Source organism: Pseudonocardia sp. TRM90224, from assembly GCF_021245725.1.
In the GTDB taxonomy this organism is placed as follows: Bacteria; Actinomycetota; Actinomycetes; order Mycobacteriales; family Pseudonocardiaceae; genus Pseudonocardia.
The window spans coordinates 149,318-174,757 of sequence record NZ_JAJGSX010000007.1; the positions used below are offsets into that span (position 1 = coordinate 149,318).

Sequence of the window (25,440 nt, forward strand, 5' to 3'; positions counted from 1 at the left end):
TTGAGCGCTGTTCAGTCCTTGCGGATGACCCGCTCGTCCTCGCCGCGCTTCCAGACCGTGATGGTCAGGCCGCCGTCGGCGATCTCGACGGCGGATCCGCCGAGGATGTCGGCGACGTAGAAGTACGGGAACTCGCGGCCGCGCAGGTCGAACCCCGTCGTCTCGTACAAGACGTCGGTGAAGCGCCGGTGCAATGCCGGGTCGGGAACATCGACGACCGTGCCCCAGATCTTTGCGTCGCCGTCCGACACGTGGGTGTCGACGGTCGCCGTGTGCAGCGTGAACCGCGGATCGCGGTGCAGGTCGGCGAACTTCGTGGTGTTCGGCATCCCGCCGACCACCAGGTGTTCCTCGAACATGCGCGGCTCCATGGGGCTGATCCGCGGGAAGCCGTCGGAACGCAGGGTCGCGAGCATGCAGAGGTTGCCGGTTGCGGTGTGCCGCCGCACGAAGACCTCGGCGATCCGGGGCGCTGCCTTGGTGAACTCGCTCCAGGTGGTCATGCATAGCAACGTACGGCCGATCCCTGCCACCTCCTGTCAGTGAAAGGCCGGGAGTAACGAAGATGCGCCCACACGGACTCAATAACCACCAGTGGGGTCGATCCGCGACCTCGCCGTTTGTCGATGTGGCGAGGGAAGCATCGGATCATCCGCGGAAGGTGGACAGATGAGCATCCGGTCCGAGAACTGGACGCCGGGCTTCACACCCCAGGACGTCACCGCGCTCGAGAGCGTCACCGAGGGCGACGTGCTGCTGGCGGGCGCGCCGTCGTTCTGCACCGAGATCGGTGTCGGCGAGGCGCACGCCCCCGACATCGCGCTCGTCGCCACCAGCACGGCGGACGTCGTCGCGGGCGTCCGGTTCGCGAAGAGCTTCGGCCTCGCGATCACCGTCGCCGCGCCCGGCGAGGCGTTCGCGGAGCCCGCGAAGGGCGGTCTGCTGATCGCGACGAGGAAGCTCGACAGCATCCACGTCGACGTCCGCGGGCGCACCGCGATCGCCGCCGCGGGCGCGATGTGGTCCGACGTCGTCGCGCGGGCGGAGGCGCACGGCCTGGCACCGCTGGCGCCGGCCTACCCCGGTGCCGGCGTGCTCGACCCGGCGTTCACATGGACCCGCGAGGAGGTCGCCTCGATCGAGGTCGTGGAGGCGGACGGGCGGATCGAGCACGTCACGGCGCGGACCGACCCCCGCCGCTTCCGGGAGCTGCGCACGGGCACGATCGCCTCGAGCGTCATCACGGCGATGACGTTCACGCTGTTCCGCTAGCCGCGGTCAGGGGCACGCACACGCGGGCTGCGCCCGTTCCGCACGCGAGGGCAGGAAAGCCACTTTCCTGCCCTGTGAGGGCCGGAAAGTGGCTTTCCTGCCCTCCCCAGGGCGCTGTTGGGCCGGCGCGGTCACGTGCCCGTCAGGTCGCCGATCAGCTGCGCGCCGGGCTTCGGCTCCGGCGCGTCGGGCTGCCGGACGAGGTTGTCGATCGCTTTCTGCACGATGTCGGTCTCGTCGCAGGTGCCGACGCCGACGGTGAAGCCGCCGTTGTAGATGGTCTTCTCTTCCTTGCTGAACAGGAGGTCGGGCAGCACCGCCACCTGGTACGCGCAGCCGCCCGCGGCGATCCCACCCGTCCGGTAGGTGGTGAAGTCGCCGATCTGCACTGGTTCCCCGTCGAGGTCCAGGATCGCGGAGTAGATCTCGAACTCCACGGCGTACTTCGAGATCGCCGTCCCGGATTCGCCTTCGCAGCTGTACGGGTCGCTGAGCCGCACGGTGCGCGGCTCACCGGGGTCGTCGGGAATGTCGGCGACGGCGGCGAGCAGCGCGGCGCACGGGTCCTTGCCGAGCAGCGGGATTCGTGGTGTCGTCAGCCCGGCGGCGAGCTGCGGCGGGTTCTTCCACTTCGGCAGGACGACGTCGGCGAGGTACTGCTCGCCGGTCTCGCACACCTGCGCGTCGCTCGGTTGCGCACCGGTGTTCGCCGCCTGGGAGTAGCTGATCTCCGCGCGCAGCCCGACGTTGCCGGCCGCGAACGGCACGAGGTACTCGCACTTGCTGGAGATGTCGGGGTTGCGCATCACCTTCGTGCCGGCGAGCGAGGCCTGCTCCCAGCCCTCCGTCAGCCGCTGCCCGACCGACAGCGAGAAGTCCCATCCCGCGGCCGGCCGGCTCTTGTCGACCTCGAGGGTGCATGTGGCCAGACCGGTGGACAGCCGCATCGACGCACGCTTCGCGCCGGTCGCCTTCTCGGCCGCCTCGACGTCGAGCAGCGCGCACACATCCGTGCTGCGCGCTTTGACGAAGTCCGGCGCGAACGTCGCGGAACGCTCGTCGTAGGTGATCTGAGTGGGCGCGCCGCCTGCGGAGCCGGTGCCGCTGCCCGCCGGCGACGCGCGGCCGGGCTCGACGACGGTGCACGCCGACACGAGCGCCAGCAGGAGCAGGACGACGCCCAGCCGCCGGACCCTCGACATGCCGGCAGGCTACAACGCCGCAGGCTGAGAGCTCTCCGGAGTCGCTGAGGACGCTGAGGACGCGAGGTGGGCGGCGATCCGGCGCGCGCACTCGATCGACTCCGCGCGGCCGGTGTCGATCTCCACGTCGTACGCCACACCACTGTGGACGATCTCGGCCTGTGCCGCTGCCATGCCGGTCGTCCGGTCGCCGCGCGCGATCTCACGGCCGGTGGCCACGTCGGGATCGCACCGGACGCCCACCCAGAGCACGTCCAGTCCGCGTAGAGCCTCGCGCCAGCGTTGCTGGGAGGCCGGGCCGCCGAGGAAGACGTCGTCGACGATCATCCCGGCGCCGGCGCGCGCCATCGCGGCGACACCTTCCATCCACGCCGCCTCCAAGGTCCGGAAGGAGGCGCCGACTACCACTCCACCGTCGGGGGCGAACTCGATGCCCATGTCGGACGCCCGGAGCGCTGCGGGCATCGCGTCGACCAGCGTGTCGACCCCGACGACGAGCCACGGTTCGGGCAGCACGGCCTGCAGGCACCGCGCGATCGCCGACTTGCCCGAGCTGGAGCCGCCGTTGAGCACGATCACCCGGACGGTCACGGGGCTGCCGGCCTCGGGACGGTTGCGCGGTACTCGCGCCGGAACATGGCCGGGGGCACGCCGCACTCCGCGGTGAAGGCCGAGTAGAACCGGCTGACCGAGCCGAACCCGGAGTCGGTGGCGACCCTGCTCACCGGGAGGCCCGTCGTCACGAGCAGCCTGCGGGCCTCCGCGAGGCGGCAGCGCAGCAGGTGGTCCCCGAGCGTCATGCCCGTGACCTTGCGGAACTGGGTCATCGCGTAGTTCGGGTGCAGCTGCGCTGCGCGGGCGACGTCGGCGACGGTGAGCGGCTCCCGGAACTCCTCGGCGATGTGCTTCGCCATCGAGGCGGCCTGGCGCAGCGTCGCGTCGGTGCCGGCCCGGAGCGGCGCTGTGCGGGACAGCGCCGGATCGGGCGGGACGACGAGGAAGACCCTGCGGATCTGGGCCTCGATCTCCAGCATCGCGATCCGGGCGCGCTCGGGGTTGCGGCTGTCGAAGTCCGCGACCCACCGGTCGAAGGTGGCTCGGTCGGCGAGGGCGTGCCGCGTCGAGATCAGCGGCGGGCCGGACAGCAACCGCCCGGTCGCGGCCTCCGGGAGGCCCCAGCCGAGGAACGTGCCGAAGGGCACATGGACCCAGAACCCCTTCGACACCGAGCTGGCCACGACCTGGTGCGGCAGCGCGGCCCAGAACACCGCCAGATCGCCGGGCCCGACCTCGACCGGTTCGCCGCCGAACAGGTAGACCATCGAGCCGCCCTCGGCCACGAAGTTGATCTCGAGGTCGTCGTGCTGATGAGCGGAGGGCATGAGCGACGGGAGCCCGACCCACGCTTGCACGCCGAAGCTGGAGATGGTCGATGTCATCCGAGAATCCTGGAACCTCTACCTCTGATCGATGAAGAGTTCGCCGATTCTACGCCCTTACGGTCGAATCTCCACGACCTCGGAGGGTTCCCGTGTTCTCAATCGGCATCGTCGGCGCCGGCCAGTTCGCCGGCTCGTTCGCGAAGCTCTGGAAGCTGCACCCCGGCGTCGGCGACATCGTGGCGACCGACCTCGTCCCCGAACGGGCCGCCGCGCTGGCCGCCGACCACGAATTGGCCGGCACCCTCCCGTCCTTCGACGCCGTGCTCGACTCCGACGTCGACGCGGTCGCGATCTTCACCCAGCGCTGGACGCACGGCCCGCTGGTCGTCGCCGCGCTGCGGGCCGGCAAGCACGTCTACTCGGCGGTGCCGATGGCGGTGACCGAGGCGGAGATCGCGGCCATCATCGACGCGGTCCGCGAGACCGGGCTGACCTACATGATGGGCGAGACCAGCCACTACAACCCGGCGACCGTCTACGCCCGCGAGCAGGTCGCGAAGGGCGCGTTCGGGCGGCTGTTCTACGCGGAGGGCGACTACGTTCACGACATGGACCTCGGCTTCTACGCTGCGTACCAGTACAGCGGCGGGGAGAACTGGAAGCCGACCGCGAGCTACCCGCCCCTGCTGTACCCGACCCACTCGATCGGTGGGGTGCTCGGGGCCTGGGACACCTACGCGACGAGCGTCTCCGCGATCGGCGTCGTCGACCAGCGCGGCGACGGTGTGTTCGACCGCGAGGTCAGCCAGTTCGGCAACGACTTCTCCAACGCGACCGCCCTTTTCGAGGTCGCGGACGGCGGATCGTTCCGCACCAACGAGTTCCGCCGTGTCGGCTACCCGTCGCACATCCGCGAGTCGCGGTTCCGGTTCTTCGGCACCGAGGGCAGCTTCGAGCAGCTCGTGACGGTCGGTCTCTGGCAGGACAAGGAAGGCGTCCACGACGTCTCGCAGCACCTGCAGCCGGCCGCGACGCTCGCGCTCGACGATCCGTCGCTCGCCGGCGTGGATCCCGCCCTGCGGGAGGCGTTCACCTCCGGCTGCGCGCCGGTGCACGACCGGTCGCGGCTCCCGGTCGAGTTCGCCGGCGCGCCCAACGGCCACGAGGGCAGCCACCATTTCCTGGCCGACGACTTCGTCCGCGCCGTGACGACCGGCTTGCTGCCGCCGGTCAACGCGTGGGTCGCCGCGCGGTACACGATGCCCGGGATCGTCGCGCACGAGTCGGCGCTCAAGGGTGGCGTGCGGCTCGACATCCGCGACTTCGGCGACGCACCCGGCACCTGAGACACCAGGCGAACCCGATCAAACGGGCGGGGGAACCAGCTGGTCCAGCTCCGCCCGCAGGAGAGCCCGGACCTGCGCCGCCGGCATCGCGTCGGCGAACATCGCACCCTGCAGGGTCAGCCCGTCGACGACGACGTGCAACCGTGCGGCGAGAGGTTCCAGCTCACCGCTGACAGGGTCCCCGATGGCCGCCGGCGCGGGCACGCCGAAGCACAGCGCGACCGCGGTCCGGCAGATGTGGCGCTCACCGGCCCACGCGCCGGCACGAAGGTCGTCCCAGGTGCTGTCGAGGCGGAACCGCGTCAGGCAGGCGAGCCACACGTCGGCTTCGACGCGACGGTCGGCGTCGAGCGGGAGCAGCTCCTCGAGCAGCCCCTGAGCTGCGACGACCCCACTGCTCATGGGTTCGAGGTCGCGAGCGAGCCGGGCCTGCGCGGCCACCGCGACCTGCTCCGCGGCGAATCGGAGCAGCCCGTGCTGGCTGTCGAAGTAGTGCCGTAGGCCGCCGACGGACACCCCGGCCCGCTCCGCGACCCTGCGCACGGTCGCACCTTCGATGCCGTGGCGGTCGATGACCGCCCACACCGCCCGGACGAGCTGCGCGCGCCGATCGTCATGGTCGACAACCTTCGGCATGCCCGTCATTACAGCACAAGCGTGCGGTTTCCTATACCGTACAAGCGTGCGAAATAAGGGGGTGCTCACGGCAGGACTGGCGATGATCACCGGTGCCGCGGCGTGGCTGGCCCTCACGGGCCGAGCGGACATCCGGTACTCCGCCGACCACACCTCGACGCTGCCGATGTGGCACCGCTGGGTGCCCGCACTGGTCGGGATCGCACTGGTCCGCCTCACACCGCCGCACCTGCCAGCAGCCGCGCCGCACGGGCGCCCGGACCGCTTCGAGACGGTCACGCTGGTGGCCGCCGCCGTGACCTTCGCCGTCGCGCTGCGCGCCGTCGGCGGCGGCGAACCCGCGCACACGCTGCTCAAGATCCCGCTGCTGCTGGGCGTCCCGCTCGTGGTGTTCGCAATGACCCGGCGGCGCGCGCCGGGTCTGCCCGTGGCCGCCCTGGCGCCAGGCGTGTGGCGCCACTACGGCCCCGCCGTCCCGGTCGCGGCCTGGCTCGCGATCAGCTACGCGTCCCCATTGGCAGTTCCACCCGACACCACTGCCGCACGCTTCGACGCCTTCACGCTGGTCGCGACGGTGCTCGTGGTCTTCCTCGTCAACGCCGTCCTGGAAGAGGTCTTCTACCGCCGCTGGCTGCAGACCCGCCTGGAGGCGACCGTCGGACCGTGGCCGGCGATCGTCGTCTCTTCACTCTTGTGGGCGGCATGGCACGTCGGCATCCAGGGCACCGGAGACCTGGCCGTCGACCTCGCGTCCGCGGCCGTGAACCAGGGCATGCAAGGCCTTTTCCTGGGCTTTCTGTGGAGCAGGTACCGGATGATGTGGCCGATCCTGACTGTCCACGGCGCCGCCAATGCGGCACCACTGCTGCTCGGACTGCTCTGAGCGCCACATCGAGACTTGTCATGGCGCCAAGATGGTGTCATAGTGGCGCCATGGATTTGGGGTCGTATGTCGAGTCGATCCGTCGCGAGCTCGCGGTAGCGGCGGAATCCGGTGACGACGAGTCGCGCGCACTGGCCGAGCGGCTCATCGCCTCGGTGGGTTCCGCGGTGCGGTTGGCCCTGCTCGAAGCGCTGGCAGCCGCGGCCGACGAGATCACCCGCGAGCTCGCACCCGGCTCCGTTCACATGACTCTACGCGGCCGCGAGCCGGGGTTCGTCGTGGTGGTGCCACCGGCCGACAACCAGGAGGCGAGCTCGCCGGCCGCCGAGCTGCCGACGCCGCCGAGCCCGCCCGAAGCGATGGACGGCGCCACGTCGCGCATCAACTTCCGGCCGCCGGAGAACCTCAAGACGCGAATCGAGGAAGCCGCAGCCAAGGAAGGGCTCTCGGTCAACGCGTGGCTCGTGCGCGCCACCTCCGCCGCGCTCGACCCCGGCCAGCAGCGCGATCGTCGCCCGCCGCGCGCGTCCGGCGGCCGCTTCACCGGATGGGTCGGCTGATTCCCGTGTACAGCTTCGAGACACCCGAGCCCATCGCCGTCACGCTCGACCTGCCCAACAGCAGCGTCCGCATCATCGCGAGCAAGCGGAGCGACACCCGCGTCACCGTGCTCAACACCGATACCGACGACAACAACGTGCACGTCGACTTCCTGAACGGACAGCTGCTGATCAAGGGCACCCCGCACCGCGGTCTCGGCTGGGCGCTCGACCTCATCCGCGGCAGCAAGGCGCAGGACGTCGAGATCGAGCTGCCGGCCGGTTCCCGCTTCGGTGGGAAGGTCTCGGCCGGCGACCTGCGGTGCGAGGGCCCGCTCGGCGAATGCCGGTTCTTCACCAAGTACGGCAACATCCGGTTCGACGAAGGCGGGCCGGTCCAGCTGGCCACCACGTACGGCGACGTCGAGGTCGACCGCGCCCACGGCCACGCGGAGCTCTCCACCGGCTTCGGCGAGATGCGCGCGCACCACGTCGATGGCACCGCGGAGATCAGGAACAACTACGGGGATTCGCGCATCGGCGAGGTCGCGGGCGACCTGGATGTCGAGGGTCTCTACGGCGAGATCCGGGTCGACAGGGCCGGGGCCGGCGTTGTGGCCCGCACGGCCTACGGCAGCGTCCGGATCAAGGAGGTCGTGCGCGGCGTCGTCGACCTCAGCACGACGTCGGGCGAGCTGGAGATCGGGATCAAGGCGGGCACGGCGGCCTGGCTCGACGTCAGCTCCACCACCGGCAAGGTCCGCAACAGCCTCGACGGGCACTCCGGGCCCGACGGGTTCGCCGAGACCGTCGAGATCCGGGCCAGCACCAGCGGTGGCGACATCCTGATCCACCGCGCCTGACCCCGGCACCCAGCACAAGCACCGAACCCACCACCGGTACACCGCGGCGTCTCATGGCGCACGCGGCGATCCGGCCTGCCCGCACGACGGAAAGGAGTGACCATGACCGCCCCACCCACCGCCTCCGCGATCACGGTTTCGGACCTGCGCAAGTCCTTCGGCGACCTGGTCGTGCTCGACGGCATCGACCTCGACGTCCCCGCCGGCACGATCTTCTCGCTGCTCGGCCCGAACGGCGCCGGCAAGACCACAACCGTGCAGATCCTCTCGACGCTCATCCCCGCCGACGCGGGCGTCGTCCGCATCGGGGGCCACGACCTGCGCGCCGACCCCGGCTCCGTGCGTGGCGTCATCGGCGTCACCGGCCAGTTCTCCGCCGTCGACAACCTGCTGACGGGCGAGGAGAACCTGATGCTGATGGTCGACCTCAACCACCTCGACCGGCGGGAGGGCCGCCGCAAGGTGGACGACCTGCTGCAGCGGTTCGACCTCGTCGACGCGGCGAAGACGACGCCCTTCACCTACTCCGGGGGGATGCGGCGCAAGCTCGACCTCGCGATGACGCTCGTGGGGAGCCCGCGGGTGATCTTCCTCGACGAGCCGACGACCGGGCTCGACCCGCGCACGCGCCGGACCATGTGGGAGATCATCCGCGAGCTCGCGGCCGACGGCGTCACGATCTTCCTGACCACCCAGTACCTCGAAGAGGCCGACGAGCTCGCCGACCGCATCGCGCTGCTCGACCACGGCCGGATCGTCGCCGAGGGCACCCCGGCCGAGTTGAAGCGGATGATCCCGGGCGGGCACGTCAGCCTGCGTTTCACCGATCCGGCCCGGCTCGCGGCCGCCTCGGCGGCGTTCGACGACGCCTTCCGGGACGACGAGGCGCTCACCCTGCAGGTGCCCAGCGACGGCGGGGTGCGCTCGCTGCGCGCCGTGCTCGACCGGCTCGACGCGGCTGGTGTGGAGGCCGACGAGCTGACCGTGCACACCCCCGACCTCGACGACGTCTTCCTCGCGCTCACCGGCCGACCAGCGCCGGCCGACCCCACCGCTGCTCCCACCGCTGCAGCCGCCGACAAGGAGAAGGAGCTGAGCCGATGACCACGCTCGCCTACACGGTCCGCGACTCGCGGACGATGCTGCGCCGCAACGTCCGGCGCATGCTCCGCTACCCGTCGCTGACCGCCATGGTCATCGGGATCCCGGTGGTCCTCCTGCTGCTGTTCGTCTTCGTGTTCGGCGGGACGTTGGGCGCGGGCATCGACGCCGCACCCGGTGGCGGCCGCACCGAGTACGCGAACTACGTCGTCCCCGGCATCCTGCTGATGACGCTGGCCGGCGCGGTGCAGGGCACGGCCATCTCGATCTCGATGGACATGACGGAAGGCATCGTCGCCCGGTTCCGCACGATGGCGATCTCCCGGGCCGCGGTGCTGACGGGACACGTCATCGGGAGCGTCATCCAGTCGGCGATCGGCGTCGTCGTGGTGCTCGCCGTCGCGTTCGCGATCGGGTTCCGGCCGACCGCGGGCCCGCTGGAGTGGCTCGGCGCGGTCGCCGTGCTCCTGATGGCGGCGCTCGCGCTCATCTGGCTGGCCGTCGCGCTGGGGCTCAAGGCGAAGAGCGTCGAGACGGCGAGCAACACGCCGATGTTCCTGATCCTGCTGCCGTTCCTCGGCAGCGGGTTCGTCCCGACCGACTCGATGCCGGTGGCGCTGGCGCTGTTCGCCGAGTACCAGCCGTTCACCCCGATCATCGAGACGCTGCGCGGCCTGCTGCGGGGCACGCCGATCGGCGCGAGCGGGGTGCTCGCCGTGGTGTGGTGCGTCGTGATCGCCGGCGGCGGCTACCTGTGGTCGCGGCGGCTGTACGAGCGGGCCTCGGTCCGGCCACGCGCCTGATCCCGGCTGCCGCCGGACGGATCCGGCCGGGAAAGGCTGAACCCCTTCCCCGCCGGATCCGTGCTGACTGGTGTGCTGAGAGCTTCCCCGAAAGCCCAGAAGCCCCGCCGGACGCGTCGGGTGATCGGCGTGACGGTCACGATCGCCTCCGCCGCGCTGGTGTTCATCGCGCTGGTCGCGCCCCGCGAGGTGGGGCAGCTCAGCCCGCTCGCCCTGCTGCGGATCCCGCTGGAAGGGCTGCTCGGCGCCGCGCTGCTGCTGGTGCTGCCGGCGCGGGCGCGACGGATCGTCGCGCCGGTCGCCGGGGCCGTGCTCGGTGTGGTGACGGTGTTGCGGGTGCTGCAGATGGGCTTCCTGTCGGTGCTGGCGAGACCGTTCGACCCGCTCTTCGACTGGCCGCAGCTGGGCAGCGCGGTCGAGCTGCTGCACGGGTCGCTGGGTGATGCCGGCGCAACCGCCGTCGCGGTCGGCGCCGTCGTCGCCGGCGTCGTGCTGGTCGTCGTCATGCCGCTGGCGGTCCGGCGGCTCGCCGGTGTCGCGGCGCGGCACCGGGGCGCCACGGCCCGTGCCGTCGCGGTGCTGACCGTCGCGTGGATCGGCTGCTTCGCGGTCGGCGCGCAGCTCGTCGCGCCGGTTCCGGTCGCGGCGCGCAGCGTTGCCGCGGCCGCGACGCAGACCGCCGACCAGGTCGCCACCAGCCTGCACGACCAGCGGGTCTTCGACGAGCAGTCGGCGAGCGACGCCTTCGGGCGCACCGCCGATGCCGACCTGCTCACCGCGTTGCGCGGGAAGGACGTCGTGCTGACCTTCGTCGAGAGCTACGGGCGCTCGGCGCTGGAGAACCCGCAGTTCGCCCCGACCGTCGACGCCGTGCTCGACGAGGGCACCCGCCGGCTGGCCGCGGACGGTTTCTCCGCCCGGAGCGCGTTCCTCACCTCCTCGGTGACCGGCGGTGGCAGCTGGCTCGCACACGCAACGCTGCTTTCCGGGCTCCAGGTCACCAACCAGCACAGCTTCGACAAACTGGTCGGCAGCAACCGGCTCACCCTCTCGAGCGCATTCGGACGAGCCGGCTGGGAAACCGTATCGGTGATGCCCTCCAGCGTCGGTGAATGGCCGGAGAGCACCTTCTACGGCTTCGACCGGGTATACGACTCGAGCAATCTCGGGAACCGCTCGGGCACCTATTCCGGATTCCAGACCCCGGACCAGTACACCCTTTCCGCATTCGAGCGGCTCGAACGCAGCCGTGCCGGTCGTGGGCCGTTGATGGCGGAGATCCCGCTGGTCACCAGCCACTGGCCGTGGGCGGAGGTGCCGAAGTTGCGCGACTGGGCCGACATCGGCGACGGCACGGTCTTCGACCAACCGGAAGCCGGTCGCAGCGAGTCGGTCGAGGCCGTCGAGAGCGATCCGGACCGCATGCGCGACGGGTACCGGCGCTCCATCGAGTACTCCCTTTCGACGTTGATCTCCTACGTCGAGACCTACGGCGACGACAACCTCGTGCTCGTCTTCCTCGGCGACCACCAGCCGGCCACGTTCGTCTCCGGGGACGGTGCCGGGAAGGACGTCCCGATCACGATCGTCAGCCGCGACCCCGGCGTGCTCGACCGGATCGCCGGCTGGGGCTGGTCGACGGGGCTGCGGCCGGACGCGCAGGCGCCGGTCTGGCCCATGGCGTCGTTCCGCGACCGGTTCCTGACCGCGTACGGGCCGACGCGCAGCGGCGCCAGGTGATCGCTGTTCGAATCCGGGCTCAGCTCGGCTTCGGCTTCGGCACGGCCAGCGCCAGCACGACGAGCACCACCGCGGCGGGCAGGCTCCACATCAGCACATCCGGGATCGTGTCGGCGACGAGGTCCGCGGTGACCTGGCTGCCTTCGAGCCTGCGGCTGAGCATGTTGCCGAGCACGGCCACACCCAGCGTCATGCCGAGACCGCGGATCGACAGCGCGGCCGTGGTCGCGCCGGCGAGGTCCGAAGGCTCCACGGCGTTCTGCGACACCGTCACCAGCAACTGCATGATCAGTCCGAAGCCCAGGCCCATCACCACGCAGACCACCACGAACAGCGGGTATGAGCTGTTGTGGTCCAACATCGACAGCAGCGCGACGCCGGCCGTGATGATGATCGGACCGAGCACCAGCAGCGGCTTCGCTCCCACCGACGCCACCTTCGCACCCGCGATGCCGGAGGCCAGCACGAACGCGAGCATGTACGGGATGAGCGCGAACCCGGACTGCGTGGCGCTCATCCCGAACGCGTTCTGCATGTACGTCGGCAGGAACACGACCACGCCGTACAGCAGCGCACCGAGAAGCGCGGCCGCGGGCAGCGCCACCGCGAGCGTGCGGTTGGTGAACAGCCGCAGCGCCAGCACCGGGTTCGCCGCTCGCCGTTCCCAGGCGACGAACCCCGCCAGCAGCACGACGAACGCGGCCGCCAGCGAGAGCACGACGCCCGATCCCCAGGCGTACGTCCGGCCGCCCCATTCGGTGACCAGCATCAGGCTGACGACGGCGCCGACCAGCAGCGTCGACCCGAGGAAGTCCACGGCAGCGTCCTGGCGGAGCAACGGCAGCCGCAGCGTGAACGCCACCAGGAGCGCCGCCACGACACCGATCGGCAGGTTGACGTAGAAGATCCAGCGCCAACCGACGGCGTCGGTGAGCACTCCGCCGACGAGCGGGCCACCGATGCTGGCCACGGCGAACAACACCCCGACGTAGCCCTGCACCTTGCCGCGCTTCTCCGGTGGGTGGAGCTCGGCCAGCGCGATGGTCGGCACGACGAACAGCGCTCCCGCGCCGACGCCTTGCAGCGCGCGGTAGGCGATCAGCTCGCCGAGCGTGCCCGCCGAAGCGCACAGCAGCGACGCCACGGTGAAGAGCATGATCGAGAACAGGTAGACCGGCCGCCGGCCGAACCGGTCGCTGAGCCTGCCGTACAGCGTGCCGGTCGCAGTGGAGGCGAGCACGTACGCGGTGACGACCCAGCTGATCGACTCGAGCCCGCCGAGGTCGGTGGCGATGCTTTGCAGCGCGATCGCCACCACCGTCTGGTCCAGTACGGAGAGCAGCACCCCGAGCGCGAGCCCGATCGAGGCGAGCGGGACGTTGCTGGTGCGTGCCGGCCGGCCCGCCTCGGTCTCGATGACCGCCTCGTCCATCGTGTTCCCCTTCTTCCGGCGCAGGTGTCCTTGACGTGCGGCCCAACTCTGCAAGTTAATGTGAACATGAAGTCAAGCGGTGCGACCTACTCGATCGGTGCGCTGGCGGCCCGGTTCGGGCTGGCGACCCACGTGCTGCGGCACTGGGAGGCGGTCGGCCTGCTCACCCCCGCGACGAGGGTCAGCGGCCGCCGGCGCTACACCGACGACCACGTGACGCGGGTCGTGATGATCCTGCGCGGCAAGCAGGCGGGCTTCAGCCTGGCGCAGCTGCAGGAGATGCTCACCGCACCGGACCCGGCAACGAGACGCGTGCTCATGCAGCGCCACCGGGATGAGCTCGACGCACGGCTGTCGGAGATCCTCGAATCCAGGAAGCTCATCGACCACGCGCTGGCGTGCGAGGCCGAGGACTTCACGCAGTGCCGGACGTTCCAGCGCCTGGTGCACTCGCTGGTCACACAGTGGGGAAAGACCCACTGAGACGGAAAGGTCCTTACCTATTCCAAGCGATTTCCCAATGGTGTGAGCAATTCGACGCCGAGTTGACAGCGACGGACGCAGTACTGCAGGATCGAACGCTCATGCAAGACAAGTCGGGGGATTCATGCAGGAATTGATTCGCCGACGAATTCTGTTCATCGTATTTCCACCGACAGCGGCAGCTGTACTCATGGCGGCAACTTTTGTCGCGATGGTCGGCAGGGTGACCGATACGGTGGAGGTCGGGCAGCTCGGCCGCAACGGCCTCCAGCACACGACGTTGTTGGCGCACGCGGCGGTGCACGTCTGCACCGGGGTGCTCATCTCGGCGACGGTCTGGGTGCTGCTGCACTACGTCACGTCGACCGCCGGACCGGCGTTCGTCGTCCGCGCGCTCACGTTCCTCTCCTGGTTCACCGTGGCCGTGCTCACCTACCGGCAGGGCGTCGAGATCTCGGCGAACATCGGCTTCGCCGGCGAACACACGTCGCCGTGGCTGTCGGTGCTCGACTGGACGGTCGGTTTTGTCGCCGGCACCGTCGCGGTCGTCGCGATCCGGCTCGACGAATCGTGACCCGCGGCTCAGACGATGGTGTAGCCGCCGTCGATGACGATGGTCTGCCCGACGACGAACGCCGATTCGTCGCCGCAGAGGTAGGTCACCAGCGGCCCGAGCTCGTCGGGGCGCCCCATCCGCCCCGCCGGCGTGCGGCGCATCCACTCGTCGACCATGTCGGGGTCGGTCGTCGACACGGACTTCGTCATGTCGGACGCGAAGTAGCCCGGCGCGATCGCGTTGACCCGGATCCCCAACGGCAGCCACTCGACGGCGAGGCTCGCCGTCAACATCGACACCGCCGCCTTCGACGCGTTGTAGGCGGCCTGCGGCTGGGGCAGGTTGACGACCATCCCGGACATCGACGCGACGTTCACGACGGACCCGGTCAGCCCAGCGGCGACCACCGCGCGGGCGAACGACTGGCAGGGCAGGAACGTGCCGGTGACGTTGACGTCGAGCACCGTGCGGAACCGCTCCGCCGTGACGTCGATGGCCGGCTCGTTCCACGCGATCCCGGCCGCGTTGACGAGGATCGTCGCGGTGCCGAGCTCGTCTGCGGTGCGGGCGAACACCTGGGCGACCTGGTCGGCTTCGGTGACGTCGCAGCGCTGAGCGGCGACGGCACCGGGCAGCTCGGCGTCGAGCCGGGCCGCGGCATCGGTCACGGACTCCAGCACGTCGACCAGCATGAGATCGGCGCCGTTGCGACCGAGCGCCTCGGCCATGGCGTACCCGAGTCCCCTGCTGCCGCCGGTGACGACGGCGGTCCTCCCGGCCAACGACCCTTCCGACACTGGCATCGGGGTCTGCTCCCGTCCTGACGTTGATCGTGCAGAACCGGCAGCCTGGGGCCGGGGCGGGCAGCTGTCAAACCGGCACGTCCTCGGTCAGCCACGCTTCGAGCGCCGTCAGGTCGGCGCCACGCAGGCCCAGCCGGGGATCCACCCTGTGCAGAAGCGTCGGCTCGGGGTGGTGCGCGGACATCCACCTCCGGTCGATGTCGGTGATCTCGTCGTCTACCCAGGCGAACCGCCGGCCCGCCGCCCATGCGGAGAGGGCCCGGGTCTTCCAGTGCAGTCCGGCGCGCTCGTCGAACGCCTCCTCCTCGGTGGGCGGCGGCCAGTCCACGAACGGAAGCGGCGGCAACCCGAGGCGCGGTGCGACGCATTCGTTCGCCTCGCCCATCCAGGTCGTCGCCCACACCAGCTCGCAGCGCATCGCGAGCAGCCGGGGTCCGATCGAAGGATCGACCCGCGCCAGCAGCGGGTGGTCGTGCGGGGGCGCGGGCGGGAACGTGGGATAGCCGCCCGGATGCGTCACGACAGTCGCGCCGAACGGGACGAGCGGACCGTCGACATCGAGGAAGAGCACGGGTACCGCCACCCGCGGACGGTAGCGCCCTCCGGCGGCGAGATGGGCTGTGTCGCGGCCTGGGCAACGCTGCCGCCCATCTCGTCATGCGCGCGTCGCCGGCGTGCACCGGCCCAGGAGCGGCTGCCAGGGCAGACCGGGGGTCGCTCGTGCACAGGATCGGCTGACGGGTGCCGCTGAGGTGCTGGAGGTGTTCGGCTCGCTCCCCACGGGTTCCACCGAATAGTGGGGGTAAAGTGGGGGCTGATCTTGAGATTCTCGCCGCATTACCCCTCTGACCTGGGGTTTTGCTCCTCCGACTGGACTCGAACCAGTAACCCTGCGATTAACAGTCGCATGCTCTGCCAATTGAGCTACGGAGGACCGTACGGGTGCGGGGGCGTGCCCCGCTGGCAGGAAGAACTTTAGCGCACCCCCGCATCCGGTTCGGGTGGGGGTCCCGCCGGCCGCACGGGTTCGGCGGTCCGCCGCTCCTGCCGTCGGGACGGGGTTCGGGGGCGCGCGGCTGGGGCACTATGGGTCGGGAGGCGAGGCCGGGAGGCATCATGCTGAAGTTCCTGCTGGGTGCGGCCGTCGGTTACGTGCTCGGGGCGAAGGCGGGGCACGAGCGGTACGAGCAGCTCAAGCGCACCTACCAGCGGGTGGCGGATCATCCGGCCGTCCAGGGGGCGGCGGGGGTGGTGCGCGCCAGGGTCGAGGAGACGGTCAGCGGGCGCCGCCACGACGAGGGCGCGAGCGGGCACCACCGCTGAGGGTGGCGCGTTCGTGCAATACCGCCGGCCGACCGCCGGTGAGGATCGGGCCATGACGATCGACATGGCGGCTTTCAACCGGTCGCTCATCGAGGAGTTCCGGGCGACGGGGGGTCGGCCCGGCGGGCCGGTGGCCGGGATCGACCTGATCCTGCTGACCACGACCGGCGCGCGGACCGGCCGCCCGCACACCACACCCCTCGGCTACACGCTCGACGGGTCGCCCGACCGGATCATCCTGTTCGCGTCGAACCGGGGCGCCCCGCGCCACCCGGCGTGGTTCCACAACCTGGTCGCGCACTCGGAGGTGCAGGTCGAGCGCAGGGACGAGACGTTCACCGCGCGGGCGCGCGTCGCCGAGGGCGCGGAGCGCGAACACCTGCTGGCGCTCTGGCTGGCCGCATCCCCGGCGACGGCGACGCACGAGGCCATGGCGGGCCGCACCATCCCGATGGTCCTGCTGCAGCGCTGACCCACCGCACACACCTCGTGGCTGTGTGCCGTCAGAGCGGGGTGGCGTGGACGATCACGGCTTCGCCCGGGTTGAGCATCGGCGCGGCCAACCCGACGTGCACCAGCGCGGCGCCGGGCAGCTCGGCGCCCGGGTCCAGCCAGCCCGGCAGCGCGCGGCCGGCCGTCCCCGCCTCGGGGCGGGCACGCACCCGGTAGCGACGGTTCGCGTCCAGCCCGGGGAACAGCAGCCGCTGCGGCACCTGGTCGGGCCCGGTCGCGAGCCGCACGTAAGCGTAAACGCCCTCGCCGTCGCGCACCACGCCGTGCAGCAACGCACCCTCGCCCGCGTCGTCGGCCCGCACGGTGACGCCGGCGTGCAGCAGCCCGCGCAGCTCCTTGTACAGCGCAGCCCATCCGCGCAGCCTGGCGACGTCCTCCGCGGGCGCCGCGGAGAGGTCCCACTCGATTCCGGCGTGGCCGAAGAGCGACGTGGCCATGCGCAGGCCGAGGTCGGTGGTCCGGCCCGTCGTGTGCCCGACCGTCGCGCCGATGTGCGCCCCGACCAGCTCGGGCGGCAGCAGCAGGCCGGTCCACCGCTGGATCTGCTGCCGCTCGATGGCGTCGGTGTTGTCCGAGGCCCAGATCCGGTCGGTGCGGGCGAGCGTCGCGAGATCGGTGCGGGCGCCGCCCGACGAGCACGACTCGATCTCCAGCCGCGGGTGCCGCGCCCGCAGCTCGTCGAGCAGGCGTTGCACGGCGAGCGTCTGCAGGTGCACGCCGGGCCGGCCGGCGTGGACGGCTTCCAGCAGGTCGCGGTTGTGGTCCCACTTCAGCGCGTCGAGGTCGTACTCCGTGACCAGCGCGTCGAGCGCGCCGAGGACGTACGCGAACGCCTCCGGCCTCGCCAGGTCGAGGACGTGCTGGTGGCGGTACTCGCGCGGCAACCGGCCAGGCGCGGCGAGCACCCAGTCGGGGTGCGCGCGGGCCAGATCGGAGTCGAGCGAGATCATCTCCGGCTCCACCCACAGCCCGAACTGCATGCCGAGGCCCCGGACGTGCTCGACCAGCGGATGCAGCCCGGACGGCCACACGGTCGTGTCGACCGTCCAGTCGCCGAGCGAGCTGGTGTCGTCGCGCCTGCCGTGGAACCAGCCGTCGTCGAGCACGAACCGCTCGACCCCGACGGACGCTGCGAGGTCGGCCAACGCGGTGAGCCGGGCCAGGTCGTGGTCGAAGTACACGGCCTCCCACGTGTTGAGGATGAGCGGGCGCGGCGAGCTCGGGTGCGTCGACCGCGCCCTGACGTGGGCGTGCCAGCGAGCCGACAGCCCGTCGAGACCGGTGTCGGACCACGTGGCGAGCAGCCGTGGCGCCGCGTAGCTCTCCCCCGGCGCTAGTACGACCTCGCCGGGGTGCAGCAGCTCGCCGCCGCCGAGGACGGCGCGGCCTTCGGGGATCCGCTCGGCCAGGTACACGGCGTCGCCGCCACAGGCCACGTGCACGCCCCAGACCTCGCCGGTCGCGAAGCCGAAGCCGGGCGTACCGGCGATCAGCAGCGGCGTCCGGTCGTGCCCCGGGCGGCCGCGCCACGACTCCCGCGCGCGCGTCCCGATCGTGAAGGCGGTGCGCTGCGGCGACGTCTCGCGCGCCCACCGCCCGGTGAAGTCGAGCAGCTCGCGGGCGCGCTGCGGCACGGGGAGCACAGGCGTGATCCCGTCGAGGACGTACGGGTCGGGGCCGTCGTTGCGCAGCTCGGTGTCGACCGCGGCCACGCCGGCGGCGTCGAGCGCGATCGTGACGGTGAGCGCGAGCCCCAGCTCCTTGTCGGCGGCCTCCACGGTGACGGCCGACGCCGTCGCGCGTGTGACACCGACCACCCAACGCGGGAACGCGGCCGCACCGTCGCGATGACCCCGCACCGCGGGCCGCGCCGGCCAACCGTCAGCGGCCCCGGGCAGCACCGTGAGCGGCCACGGAACGTCCAGCGATCCGCCGCTCCGCCCTGGTACGAGAGCCGCGACGAGGTCGGCCGCCCCGTCGCCGAGGTCGACGTCGGCGCCCCAGTGCAGCACGCGCGGCAGGTCGGGACCGCTCACGTCCAGCAGCAGCGAGACGCCACCGCCCCGTAGAGCGATGTTCGTACTTGTCGACATCTGCGCGACTCCCCTGTTCGAAGTTGTTGGGAAGTATTGACTGTTCCGCCTTGCTGCGCCATCGTTCGTTCACCTCGCGGCCGGGGACGGGGCATGACGAGGAATTCGACCCTGACTTGATCACCAATGGAGGCGACATGTCCCGACCCTCGTCAGAGGCGCAGTACCTGGCACGGCTCGTGCCCCCGTCGGTCGCCGCGACCGGCATCAACCGTCGCGCGCTGCTGCGGGGTGCCCTCGGCGGCGCCACGCTGCTCGGCGCCACGAGCCTGCTCGCCGCCTGCGGCTCCGGCGGCGGCAGCGGCTCCGTCCCCGCTGACGGCGCTCTGACGATCGGCTCGAGCGCGTCGGACGCGGTGCCGAAGAAGGCGCTGGCCGACGTCGTGGCCGGCTTCAAGGAGCCGGGCATCACCCCGCGCATCAACACCGTCGAGCACGAGGCCTTCCAGGAGAACATCAACAACTACCTGCAGGGCTCCCCGGACGACGTCTTCACCTGGTTCGCCGGGTTCCGCATGCAGTTCTTCGCCGCGCGCGGTCTCGCGGGCGACATCAGCGACGTCTGGCAGAACGTCACCGGCATGACCGAGGCGCTCAAGAAGCAGTCGACCGGCGAGGACGGCAAGCAGTACTTCATCCCCAGCACGTACTACCCGTGGGCCGTGTACTACCGGCCGAGCGTGTGGGCCGAGAAGGGCTACACCGCGCCGAAGACGCTGGACGAGTACGTCGCGCTCGGCGAGAAGATGAAGCAGGACGGCCTGGTCCCGATCGCGTTCGCCGACAAGGACGGCTGGCCGGCCATGGGCACGTTCGACCAGCTCAACCTGCGCATCAACGGCTACGACTTCCACGTCGGGCTGATGGCGGGCAAGGAGTCGTGGGACACGCCGCAGGTCAAGAACGTCTTCGACACCTGGCGCCGGCTGCTGCCGCTGCACCAGCCCGACTCACTGGGCCGCGAGTGGCAGGAGGCCGCGCAGGCGATCCAGCAGAAGAAGGCCGGCATGATGGTCTTCGGCATGTTCATCGGCGAGCAGTTCAACGAGGGCGCCGACCGCGAGGACCTCGACTTCTTCCCGTTCCCCGAGGTCGACTCCCGCATCGGCACCGACGCCATCGAGGCGCCGATCGACGGCTACATGATGTCGGCGCGGCCGAAGAACGAGCCGGGCGCCAAGAAGTTCCTCAGCTACCTCTCCAGCCCGGCGGCGCAGGACGTGCAGGTCAAGGCCAACCCGACGGTCGTCGCGACCAACTCCGCCGCCACCACCACCGGCTACTCGGCGCTGCAGAAGAAGGCCATCGAGTACGTGGCGAGCGCCAAGTCGATCGCCCAGTTCATGGACCGCGACACCCGCCCCGACTTCGCCTCGACGGTGATGATCCCGGCGATCCAGCAGTTCATCTCGAACCCGAACGACATCGACGGGCTCGTCAAGAGCATCGAGAGCCAGAAGAAGACGATCTTCACGGGCTGATGTGATGACCACACAACAGACCGCACCCCCGAAGGCGGGCGCGGCGGCCACCGCGCCCGCCGGCCGCGTCAACCGGCGCGTCCGCCGGCTCACCGGGCTCGACCTGGTGGTCGTCTCGCTCATGGTGGCGATCCCGACGCTCGCCGTGCTGGTACTCGTCTGGTTCCCCGCCGTCGCGTCGGTCCTGCTGTCGTTCACCAACTGGGACGGCGTCGGATCGATCGGCGACATCGACTGGATCGGCGGGACGAACTACGTCAACGTCGCGACCAACTACCCGCCGTTCTGGCCGGCGCTGCAGCACAACATCATCTGGTTCGCGGTGCTGTTCCTCTTCGCGACGCCGGTCGGCATGTTCTTCGCGGTGCTGCTGGACAAGGAGATCCGGTTCACCCGCTTCTACCAGACCGCGATCTACCTGCCGGTCGTGCTCTCGCTCGCGTTGACCGGCTTCGTCTGGCAGCTGCTCTACTCGCGTGACCAGGGCCTGATCAACGGGCTGCTGGGGACGCAGATCGACTGGTACGGCGACCCGAACTACAACCTGTGGGCCGCGATCGTCGCGACGTGCTGGAAGCACATCGGCTACATCATGTTGCTCTACTTGGCCGGCCTGAAGGCGGTGGACGCCTCATTGCGCGAGGCGGCCTCGATCGACGGCGCAAACGAGCGGCAGACGTTCTTCCGGATCGTCTTCCCGGTGATGCGCCCCATCAACGTGATCGTCCTGGTGATCACGGTGATCGAGTCGCTGCGCGCGTTCGACCTGGTCTGGGTGATCAACAAGGGCCGCAACGGGCTGGAGCTGATCGCGGCGCTGGTCACGGCGAACGTCGTCGGGGAAGCGAGCCGGATCGGCTTCGGCTCGGCGATGGCGACGATCATGCTCGCGATCAGCTCCGTCTTCGTCGCGATCTACGTCACGATCGTGACGCGAGAGGAGCGCCAGTCATGACCGCCGTGCTCGAGACCCCGCCGGGAACGACCGGCGGGTCGCTGCTGCCGACGAAGCACCGGCCCGGGCCGCGCCGCATCCTGCTGCACGTCTTCCTCGCGCTGGCCTCGCTCGGGTTCCTGTTCCCGCTGGTGTGGGCGGTGCTGAACTCGTTCCGCGACTACGAGTACACCGCCATCCACGGCTACGTCTCGTTCGGCGGGTTCACGCTCGACAACTACGCCGAGGCGTGGGTGCGCGGCGACTTCGGGCTGCACTTCTGGAACTCGCTGATCATCACGGTGCCGGCGGTGCTGATCACGCTGCTGCTGGCGTCGTGCATGGGCTTCGTGCTCTCGCGGTTCAGCTTCCGCTTCAACACGACGCTGCTCGCGGTGTTCCTCGCCGCGAACCTGCTGCCGCCGCAGGCGCTGCTGATCCCGATCTACCGGATGTTCCGCAGTGCGGAGGTGCCGTACTGGCTCAGCGACTCGGGGACGCTGCTCAACACCCATCTCGGCGTGATCGCCGTGAACGTGGCGTTCCAGCTCGGGTTCTGCACGTTCGTGCTCAGCAACTACATGCGCACGATCCCGCGGGAGATCTACGAGTCGGCCCGGGTCGACGGCGCGAGCGTGACGCGCCAGTTCCTCCAGCTGACGCTGCCGCTGTGCCGGCCACCGCTCGCCGCGCTGGCGACGCTGCAGGTGACGTGGGTCTACAACGAGTTCTTCTGGGCGACGGTGCTGCTGCAGAGCGGCGACAAGTACCCGATCACCAGCTCGTTGAACAACCTGCGTGGCGAGTACTTCACCGATTACAACCTGCTGTCGGCGGGGTCCGTGCTGATCATGCTGCCGGTGCTGCTGATCTTCTTCCTGCTGCAGCGGCAGTTCGTCGCAGGCCTGACGCTCGGCGCCACGAAGGGCTAGCTCATCCACTATGGATCTCGGCGGCTTACCGGGCGGCGCTGCTGCCATCATGAGGGCGCGCCACACCGGCGAACGGGGAGAGAACTGATGCTCGCGCGGCAACGCCAGGAACTGATCCTGGACGAGGTGCGCCGGACCGGCGGGGCACGGGTCTCCGAGCTCGTCGACCGGCTCGGGGTCTCCGACATGACCGTCCGGCGCGACATCGAGGTGCTCGCCGGGCGCGGGCTCGTCACCCGCGTCCACGGCGGGGCGACGCTGGCCGGCAGCAGCGTCGACGAGCCCGGCTTCGTCGCGAAGTCGGGCTTGCACACCACCGCGAAGCAGGCGATCGCGACGGCGGCCGCGCAGCTCGTCGAGGCGGGGGCGTCGGTGGCGCTCTCGGCGGGCACCACCACGCACGCCGTGGCGTCGGCGCTGCTGGGCGTGCCGCGGCTGACCGTCGTCACGAACTCCCTGCGGGTGGCCGAGGTGCTGCACGAGTCGGGGCGGGACGATCTCACCGTGGTGATCACCGGTGGGGTGCGCACCCCGTCCGACGCGCTGGTCGGCCCGGTCGCGGTGGCCGCGCTGCGCGGGCTGCACGTCGACTGGCTGCTGCTCGGGGTGCACGGGATGGACGCCGAGGCGGGGTTCACCACACCGAACCTCGTCGAGGCGGAGACGAACAGGGCGCTGGTGGCGAGCGCACGCAGGGTCGCGGTGGTCGCGGACAACTCGAAATGGGGAGTGGTGGGTTTGAGCACGATCGCGGCGCTGGACGAGGTCGACGTCGTGGTGACCGACACCGGGCTGGAGCCCGGTGCCAGGTCGGTGCTGGAGAACTCGTGCGGTCGGCTGGTGCTCGCCGCATGAGTGCGACCGTACGACGGACCGACGCCCGCATGGCCGACGGGCGTGAGCTGTTCTACTTCGACGACACCGAGCCCTACGCGAGCGGCGGGGCGAGCCGCGCGGTTCCCGACACGCGTGACCTGCCGCCGGTGCAGCACGGCTCGACGATGCGGTTCGACGTGCTCACCGGCGAGTGGGTGACGATCGCCGCGCACCGCCAGGACCGCACGTTCCTCCCGCCGCCCGACGAGTGCCCGCTCTGCCCGACCGGGCGCGGCTCGGAGCCGTCGGAGATCCCGGCGGCCGACTACGACGTCGTGGTGTTCGAGAACCGGTTCCCGTCGTTCTCCCAGCATCCCGACCCGGACGTCGCGCCCGCCGTCGACGGCGACCCGCTCTGGTCGCAGCGGCCCGCGGTCGGCCGGTGCGAGGTCGTCTGCTTCACGAGCGACCACAAGGGGTCGTTCGCGAACCTGCCCCCGTCGCGGGTCCGCACGGTGATCGAGGCGTGGGCGAACCGCACGGCGGAGCTCTCCGCGCTGCCCGGTGTCGAGCAGGTGTTCCCGTTCGAGAACCGCGGGCCGGAGATCGGGGTGACGCTGGAGCACCCGCACGGGCAGATCTACGCGTTCCCGTTCGTCACGCCGCGCACCGCGCAGCTGATCACGAGGGCGGGCGCGCACCGGCAGCGCACCGGCCGCGACCTGATGGGCGACGTGCTCGACGCCGAGCGCAAGTCCGGCAGCCGGATCGTGCTCGACGGCGAGCGCTGGACGGCGTTCGTCCCCGCCGCGGCGCGCTGGCCCGTCGAGGCGCACCTCGTGCCGCACCGCGCGGTCCCCGACTTCGCGGCGCTCGACGACGACGAGCGCGCCGAGCTGGCCGTCATGTACCTCGACCTGCTGCGCAGGCTCGACCGCTCGCTCGGCGAGCTCTCCCAGCTGCCCTACATCGCCGGCTGGCACCAGGCGCCGGTGCACACCGGACGCGACCTCACCCGGCTGCACCTGCAGCTGTTCTCGCTGCGCAGGGCCCCGGGGAAGCTCAAGTACCTCGCGGGCTCCGAGTCGGGCATGGGCGCGTGGGTCAACGACGCATCACCGGAGCGGATCGCGCAGCGGCTCCGCGACGCAGGAGGATCATGAGCACGTTCGAGGAGCTGTTCGGCCGCCCACCGGACGGACGGTGGGCAGCGCCGGGCAGGGTCAACCTGATCGGTGAGCACGTCGACTACGCGAACGGGCTGTGCCTGCCGTTCGCGATCGCCGAGCGGACCGTCGTGCAGGTCGCCGCCCGCACCGACGACGTGCTGCGGCTGCGCAGCAGCGCGGAGGACGACGGCTTCGAGGGCACGATCGACGGCGTCGGGCCGGGCGCACCGGGGGCGTGGGCCGGCTACGCGGCCGGCGTGCTGTGGGCGCTGCGCGCCGCTGGGCACACCGTGCGCGGCATCGATCTCCTGGTCACCGCCACCGTCCCGCTCGGCGCCGGGCTCTCGTCGTCGGCCGCGCTCGAATGCGCGACCGCGCTCGCCGTCGACGACCTGTTCGGGCTCGGGCTCGGCGGCTCCGACAAGGGGCGCCGGACGCTCGCTGCCGCGTGCATCCGGGCGGAGAACGACGTCGTCGGCGCGCAGACCGGCGGGATGGACCAGGCGGCGTCGCTGCTCTGCACCCAGGGGCACGCGCTGCTGCTCGACACGCGCGACGGCTCGACCCGCCAGGTGCCGTTCGCGCCCGGCGACGCGGGTCTCGCCGTGCTGGTGATCGACACGAAGGTCCGCCACCGGCTCGCCGACAGCGAGTACGGCAACCGGCGGGCGTCGGTGGAGAAGGCCGCGGCCGCGCTCGGGCGGCCCGACCTGCGCGACGCGACGCTGGCGGACATCGAGCCGCTCGGGGAAGGCGGCAACGGGGAGCTGCTGCGGCGGGCGCGGCACGTCGTCACCGAGATCGCGCGCGTGCGGGAGACCGTCGAGCTGCTCGACCGGGGCGACCTGGCCGGCGTCGGCCCGGTGCTGGACGCCTCGCACCGCTCGCTCGCGGGCGACTTCGAGCTGTCCTGCCCGGAGCTCGACCTCGCGTGCGCGACGGCGAACGCGTCGGGCGCGCTGGGTGCGCGGCTCGTCGGCGGCGGGTTCGGCGGCTCGGCGATCGCGCTGGTGCCGGCGGACCGGCTCGCCGCGGTAGCGGCAGACGTCACGGCGGCGTTCCAGGACGCGGGCTACAAAAAGCCGGACATCCGCACAGCAGAACCGTCAGCGGGAGCGGCGCGCGACACGTGAGGCGT

General features: G+C 70.9%; 27 protein-coding genes and 1 tRNA gene. 18 read left to right on the plus strand and 10 right to left on the minus strand.

What is annotated here, in order from left to right; translation table 11 throughout:
- Positions 1–11 precede the first annotated feature (11 nt).
- The gene (locus LL648_RS13485) at positions 12–503 is read right to left on the minus strand and encodes a pyridoxamine 5'-phosphate oxidase family protein (RefSeq protein ID WP_232662858.1); all 492 of its coding nucleotides are present in this window, start codon (positions 501–503) and stop codon (positions 12–14) included.
- A 166-nt stretch (positions 504–669) separates the two neighbouring features.
- Between LL648_RS13485 and LL648_RS13490 the strand changes: the two genes are divergently transcribed.
- Positions 670–1,272 carry an FAD-binding oxidoreductase gene (locus LL648_RS13490; protein ID WP_232662859.1) on the plus strand — a complete coding sequence of 201 codons (603 nt, stop codon included), beginning with the start codon at positions 670–672 and terminating at the stop codon, positions 1,270–1,272.
- A 131-nt stretch (positions 1,273–1,403) separates the two neighbouring features.
- Here the strand turns inward: LL648_RS13490 and LL648_RS13495 are convergent, their stop codons facing one another.
- Genes LL648_RS13495 through LL648_RS13505 form a run of 3 tightly spaced genes read right to left on the minus strand, consistent with a single transcriptional unit; the run spans position 1,404 to position 3,913 of the window.
- A complete protein-coding gene (locus LL648_RS13495; RefSeq protein ID WP_232662860.1) occupies positions 1,404–2,474 on the minus strand; it encodes a hypothetical protein in 1,071 nt (356 codons plus the stop codon).
- 9 nt (positions 2,475–2,483) lie between these two features.
- Positions 2,484–3,065, minus strand: a complete 582-nt coding sequence (gene cpt, locus LL648_RS13500) for a chloramphenicol phosphotransferase CPT (RefSeq protein ID WP_232662861.1) — start codon at positions 3,063–3,065, stop codon at positions 2,484–2,486.
- A complete protein-coding gene (locus LL648_RS13505) occupies positions 3,062–3,913 on the minus strand; it encodes a helix-turn-helix domain-containing protein (protein ID WP_232662862.1) in 852 nt (283 codons plus the stop codon). The genes cpt and LL648_RS13505 overlap by 4 nt, the downstream gene beginning before the upstream one ends.
- Positions 3,914–4,005: 92 nt before the next feature.
- Between LL648_RS13505 and LL648_RS13510 the strand changes: the two genes are divergently transcribed.
- Positions 4,006–5,202, plus strand: a complete 1,197-nt coding sequence (locus LL648_RS13510) for a Gfo/Idh/MocA family protein (protein ID WP_232662863.1) — start codon at positions 4,006–4,008, stop codon at positions 5,200–5,202.
- Positions 5,203–5,220: 18 nt separating this feature from the next.
- On the opposite strand, the gene LL648_RS13515 is transcribed toward LL648_RS13510, so the two are convergent.
- Complete coding sequence (locus LL648_RS13515; protein ID WP_232662864.1) at positions 5,221–5,838, minus strand: TetR/AcrR family transcriptional regulator; 618 nt, start codon at positions 5,836–5,838, stop codon at positions 5,221–5,223.
- A 46-nt stretch (positions 5,839–5,884) separates the two neighbouring features.
- Between LL648_RS13515 and LL648_RS13520 the strand changes: the two genes are divergently transcribed.
- The 6 genes from LL648_RS13520 (at position 5,885) to LL648_RS13545 (ending at position 11,767) form a co-directional block, all read left to right on the plus strand.
- Complete coding sequence (locus tag LL648_RS13520) at positions 5,885–6,721, plus strand: CPBP family intramembrane glutamic endopeptidase (RefSeq protein ID WP_232662865.1); 837 nt, start codon at positions 5,885–5,887, stop codon at positions 6,719–6,721.
- A gap of 50 nt (positions 6,722–6,771) precedes the next feature.
- Positions 6,772–7,281, plus strand: coding sequence for a toxin-antitoxin system HicB family antitoxin (locus LL648_RS13525; protein WP_232662866.1), 510 nt, complete (start codon positions 6,772–6,774; stop codon positions 7,279–7,281).
- A 5-nt stretch (positions 7,282–7,286) separates the two neighbouring features.
- Positions 7,287–8,123, plus strand: a complete 837-nt coding sequence (locus LL648_RS13530; protein WP_232662867.1) for a DUF4097 family beta strand repeat-containing protein — start codon at positions 7,287–7,289, stop codon at positions 8,121–8,123.
- Between the two features lie 102 nt (positions 8,124–8,225).
- Positions 8,226–9,227, plus strand: coding sequence for an ATP-binding cassette domain-containing protein (locus LL648_RS13535; protein ID WP_232662868.1), 1,002 nt, complete (start codon positions 8,226–8,228; stop codon positions 9,225–9,227).
- Positions 9,224–10,027: an ABC transporter permease gene (locus tag LL648_RS13540; RefSeq protein WP_232662869.1), complete on the plus strand. Its 804-nt coding sequence runs from the start codon at positions 9,224–9,226 to the stop codon at positions 10,025–10,027. Before LL648_RS13535 ends, LL648_RS13540 begins: the two co-directional genes overlap by 4 nt.
- A gap of 129 nt (positions 10,028–10,156) precedes the next feature.
- Entirely contained in the window at positions 10,157–11,767 is a 1,611-nt protein-coding gene (locus tag LL648_RS13545; RefSeq protein WP_232662870.1) for a sulfatase-like hydrolase/transferase, read from the plus strand.
- A gap of 19 nt (positions 11,768–11,786) precedes the next feature.
- On the opposite strand, the gene LL648_RS13550 is transcribed toward LL648_RS13545, so the two are convergent.
- Positions 11,787–13,199, minus strand: coding sequence for an MDR family MFS transporter (locus LL648_RS13550; RefSeq protein ID WP_232662871.1), 1,413 nt, complete (start codon positions 13,197–13,199; stop codon positions 11,787–11,789).
- A 66-nt stretch (positions 13,200–13,265) separates the two neighbouring features.
- On the opposite strand from LL648_RS13550, the gene LL648_RS13555 reads away from it, so the two are divergent.
- Together LL648_RS13555 and LL648_RS13560 are read left to right on the plus strand one after the other, a co-directional pair.
- Positions 13,266–13,682 (plus strand): helix-turn-helix domain-containing protein, encoded by a 417-nt coding sequence (locus tag LL648_RS13555; protein WP_232662872.1) that lies wholly within the window; start codon positions 13,266–13,268, stop codon positions 13,680–13,682.
- A 223-nt stretch (positions 13,683–13,905) separates the two neighbouring features.
- Complete coding sequence (locus LL648_RS13560; RefSeq protein WP_232662873.1) at positions 13,906–14,256, plus strand: hypothetical protein; 351 nt, start codon at positions 13,906–13,908, stop codon at positions 14,254–14,256.
- An 8-nt stretch (positions 14,257–14,264) separates the two neighbouring features.
- Here LL648_RS13560 and LL648_RS13565 read toward each other — a convergent pair whose 3' ends face one another.
- The 3 genes from LL648_RS13565 to LL648_RS13575 form a co-directional block, all read right to left on the minus strand.
- On the minus strand, positions 14,265–15,020 hold the full coding sequence (locus LL648_RS13565) for an SDR family NAD(P)-dependent oxidoreductase (RefSeq protein ID WP_232662874.1): 756 nt from the start codon (positions 15,018–15,020) through the stop codon (positions 14,265–14,267).
- An 88-nt stretch (positions 15,021–15,108) separates the two neighbouring features.
- Complete coding sequence (locus tag LL648_RS13570) at positions 15,109–15,624, minus strand: HAD domain-containing protein (RefSeq protein WP_232662875.1); 516 nt, start codon at positions 15,622–15,624, stop codon at positions 15,109–15,111.
- Positions 15,625–15,902: 278 nt separating this feature from the next.
- A tRNA-Asn gene (locus LL648_RS13575) sits at positions 15,903–15,975 on the minus strand.
- 182 nt (positions 15,976–16,157) lie between these two features.
- Between LL648_RS13575 and LL648_RS13580 the strand changes: the two genes are divergently transcribed.
- Both LL648_RS13580 and LL648_RS13585 read left to right on the plus strand, forming a co-directional pair.
- Positions 16,158–16,364 carry a hypothetical protein gene (locus LL648_RS13580; protein WP_232662876.1) on the plus strand — a complete coding sequence of 69 codons (207 nt, stop codon included), beginning with the start codon at positions 16,158–16,160 and terminating at the stop codon, positions 16,362–16,364.
- Between the two features lie 52 nt (positions 16,365–16,416).
- Positions 16,417–16,836 carry a nitroreductase/quinone reductase family protein gene (locus LL648_RS13585; RefSeq protein ID WP_232662877.1) on the plus strand — a complete coding sequence of 140 codons (420 nt, stop codon included), beginning with the start codon at positions 16,417–16,419 and terminating at the stop codon, positions 16,834–16,836.
- 31 nt (positions 16,837–16,867) lie between these two features.
- On the opposite strand, the gene LL648_RS13590 is transcribed toward LL648_RS13585, so the two are convergent.
- A complete protein-coding gene (locus LL648_RS13590; RefSeq protein ID WP_232662878.1) occupies positions 16,868–18,970 on the minus strand; it encodes an alpha-galactosidase in 2,103 nt (700 codons plus the stop codon).
- A 137-nt stretch (positions 18,971–19,107) separates the two neighbouring features.
- Here LL648_RS13590 and LL648_RS13595 point away from each other — a divergent pair, with 137 nt between their 5' ends.
- The 6 genes from LL648_RS13595 to galK all read left to right on the plus strand — a co-directional run bounded on the left by LL648_RS13595 (position 19,108) and on the right by galK (position 25,435).
- Complete coding sequence (locus tag LL648_RS13595; RefSeq protein WP_232662879.1) at positions 19,108–20,451, plus strand: ABC transporter substrate-binding protein; 1,344 nt, start codon at positions 19,108–19,110, stop codon at positions 20,449–20,451.
- A gap of 4 nt (positions 20,452–20,455) precedes the next feature.
- A complete protein-coding gene (locus tag LL648_RS13600; RefSeq protein WP_232662880.1) occupies positions 20,456–21,406 on the plus strand; it encodes a carbohydrate ABC transporter permease in 951 nt (316 codons plus the stop codon).
- The gene (locus LL648_RS13605; RefSeq protein WP_232662881.1) at positions 21,403–22,317 is read left to right on the plus strand and encodes a carbohydrate ABC transporter permease; all 915 of its coding nucleotides are present in this window, start codon (positions 21,403–21,405) and stop codon (positions 22,315–22,317) included. Before LL648_RS13600 ends, LL648_RS13605 begins: the two co-directional genes overlap by 4 nt.
- 87 nt (positions 22,318–22,404) lie before the next feature.
- Positions 22,405–23,172 carry a DeoR/GlpR family DNA-binding transcription regulator gene (locus tag LL648_RS13610; RefSeq protein WP_232662882.1) on the plus strand — a complete coding sequence of 256 codons (768 nt, stop codon included), beginning with the start codon at positions 22,405–22,407 and terminating at the stop codon, positions 23,170–23,172.
- Positions 23,169–24,296, plus strand: coding sequence for a galactose-1-phosphate uridylyltransferase (galT, locus tag LL648_RS13615; RefSeq protein WP_232662883.1), 1,128 nt, complete (start codon positions 23,169–23,171; stop codon positions 24,294–24,296). Before LL648_RS13610 ends, galT begins: the two co-directional genes overlap by 4 nt.
- Positions 24,293–25,435, plus strand: coding sequence for a galactokinase (gene galK, locus LL648_RS13620; protein WP_232662884.1), 1,143 nt, complete (start codon positions 24,293–24,295; stop codon positions 25,433–25,435). Before galT ends, galK begins: the two co-directional genes overlap by 4 nt.
- Positions 25,436–25,440 lie beyond the last annotated feature (5 nt).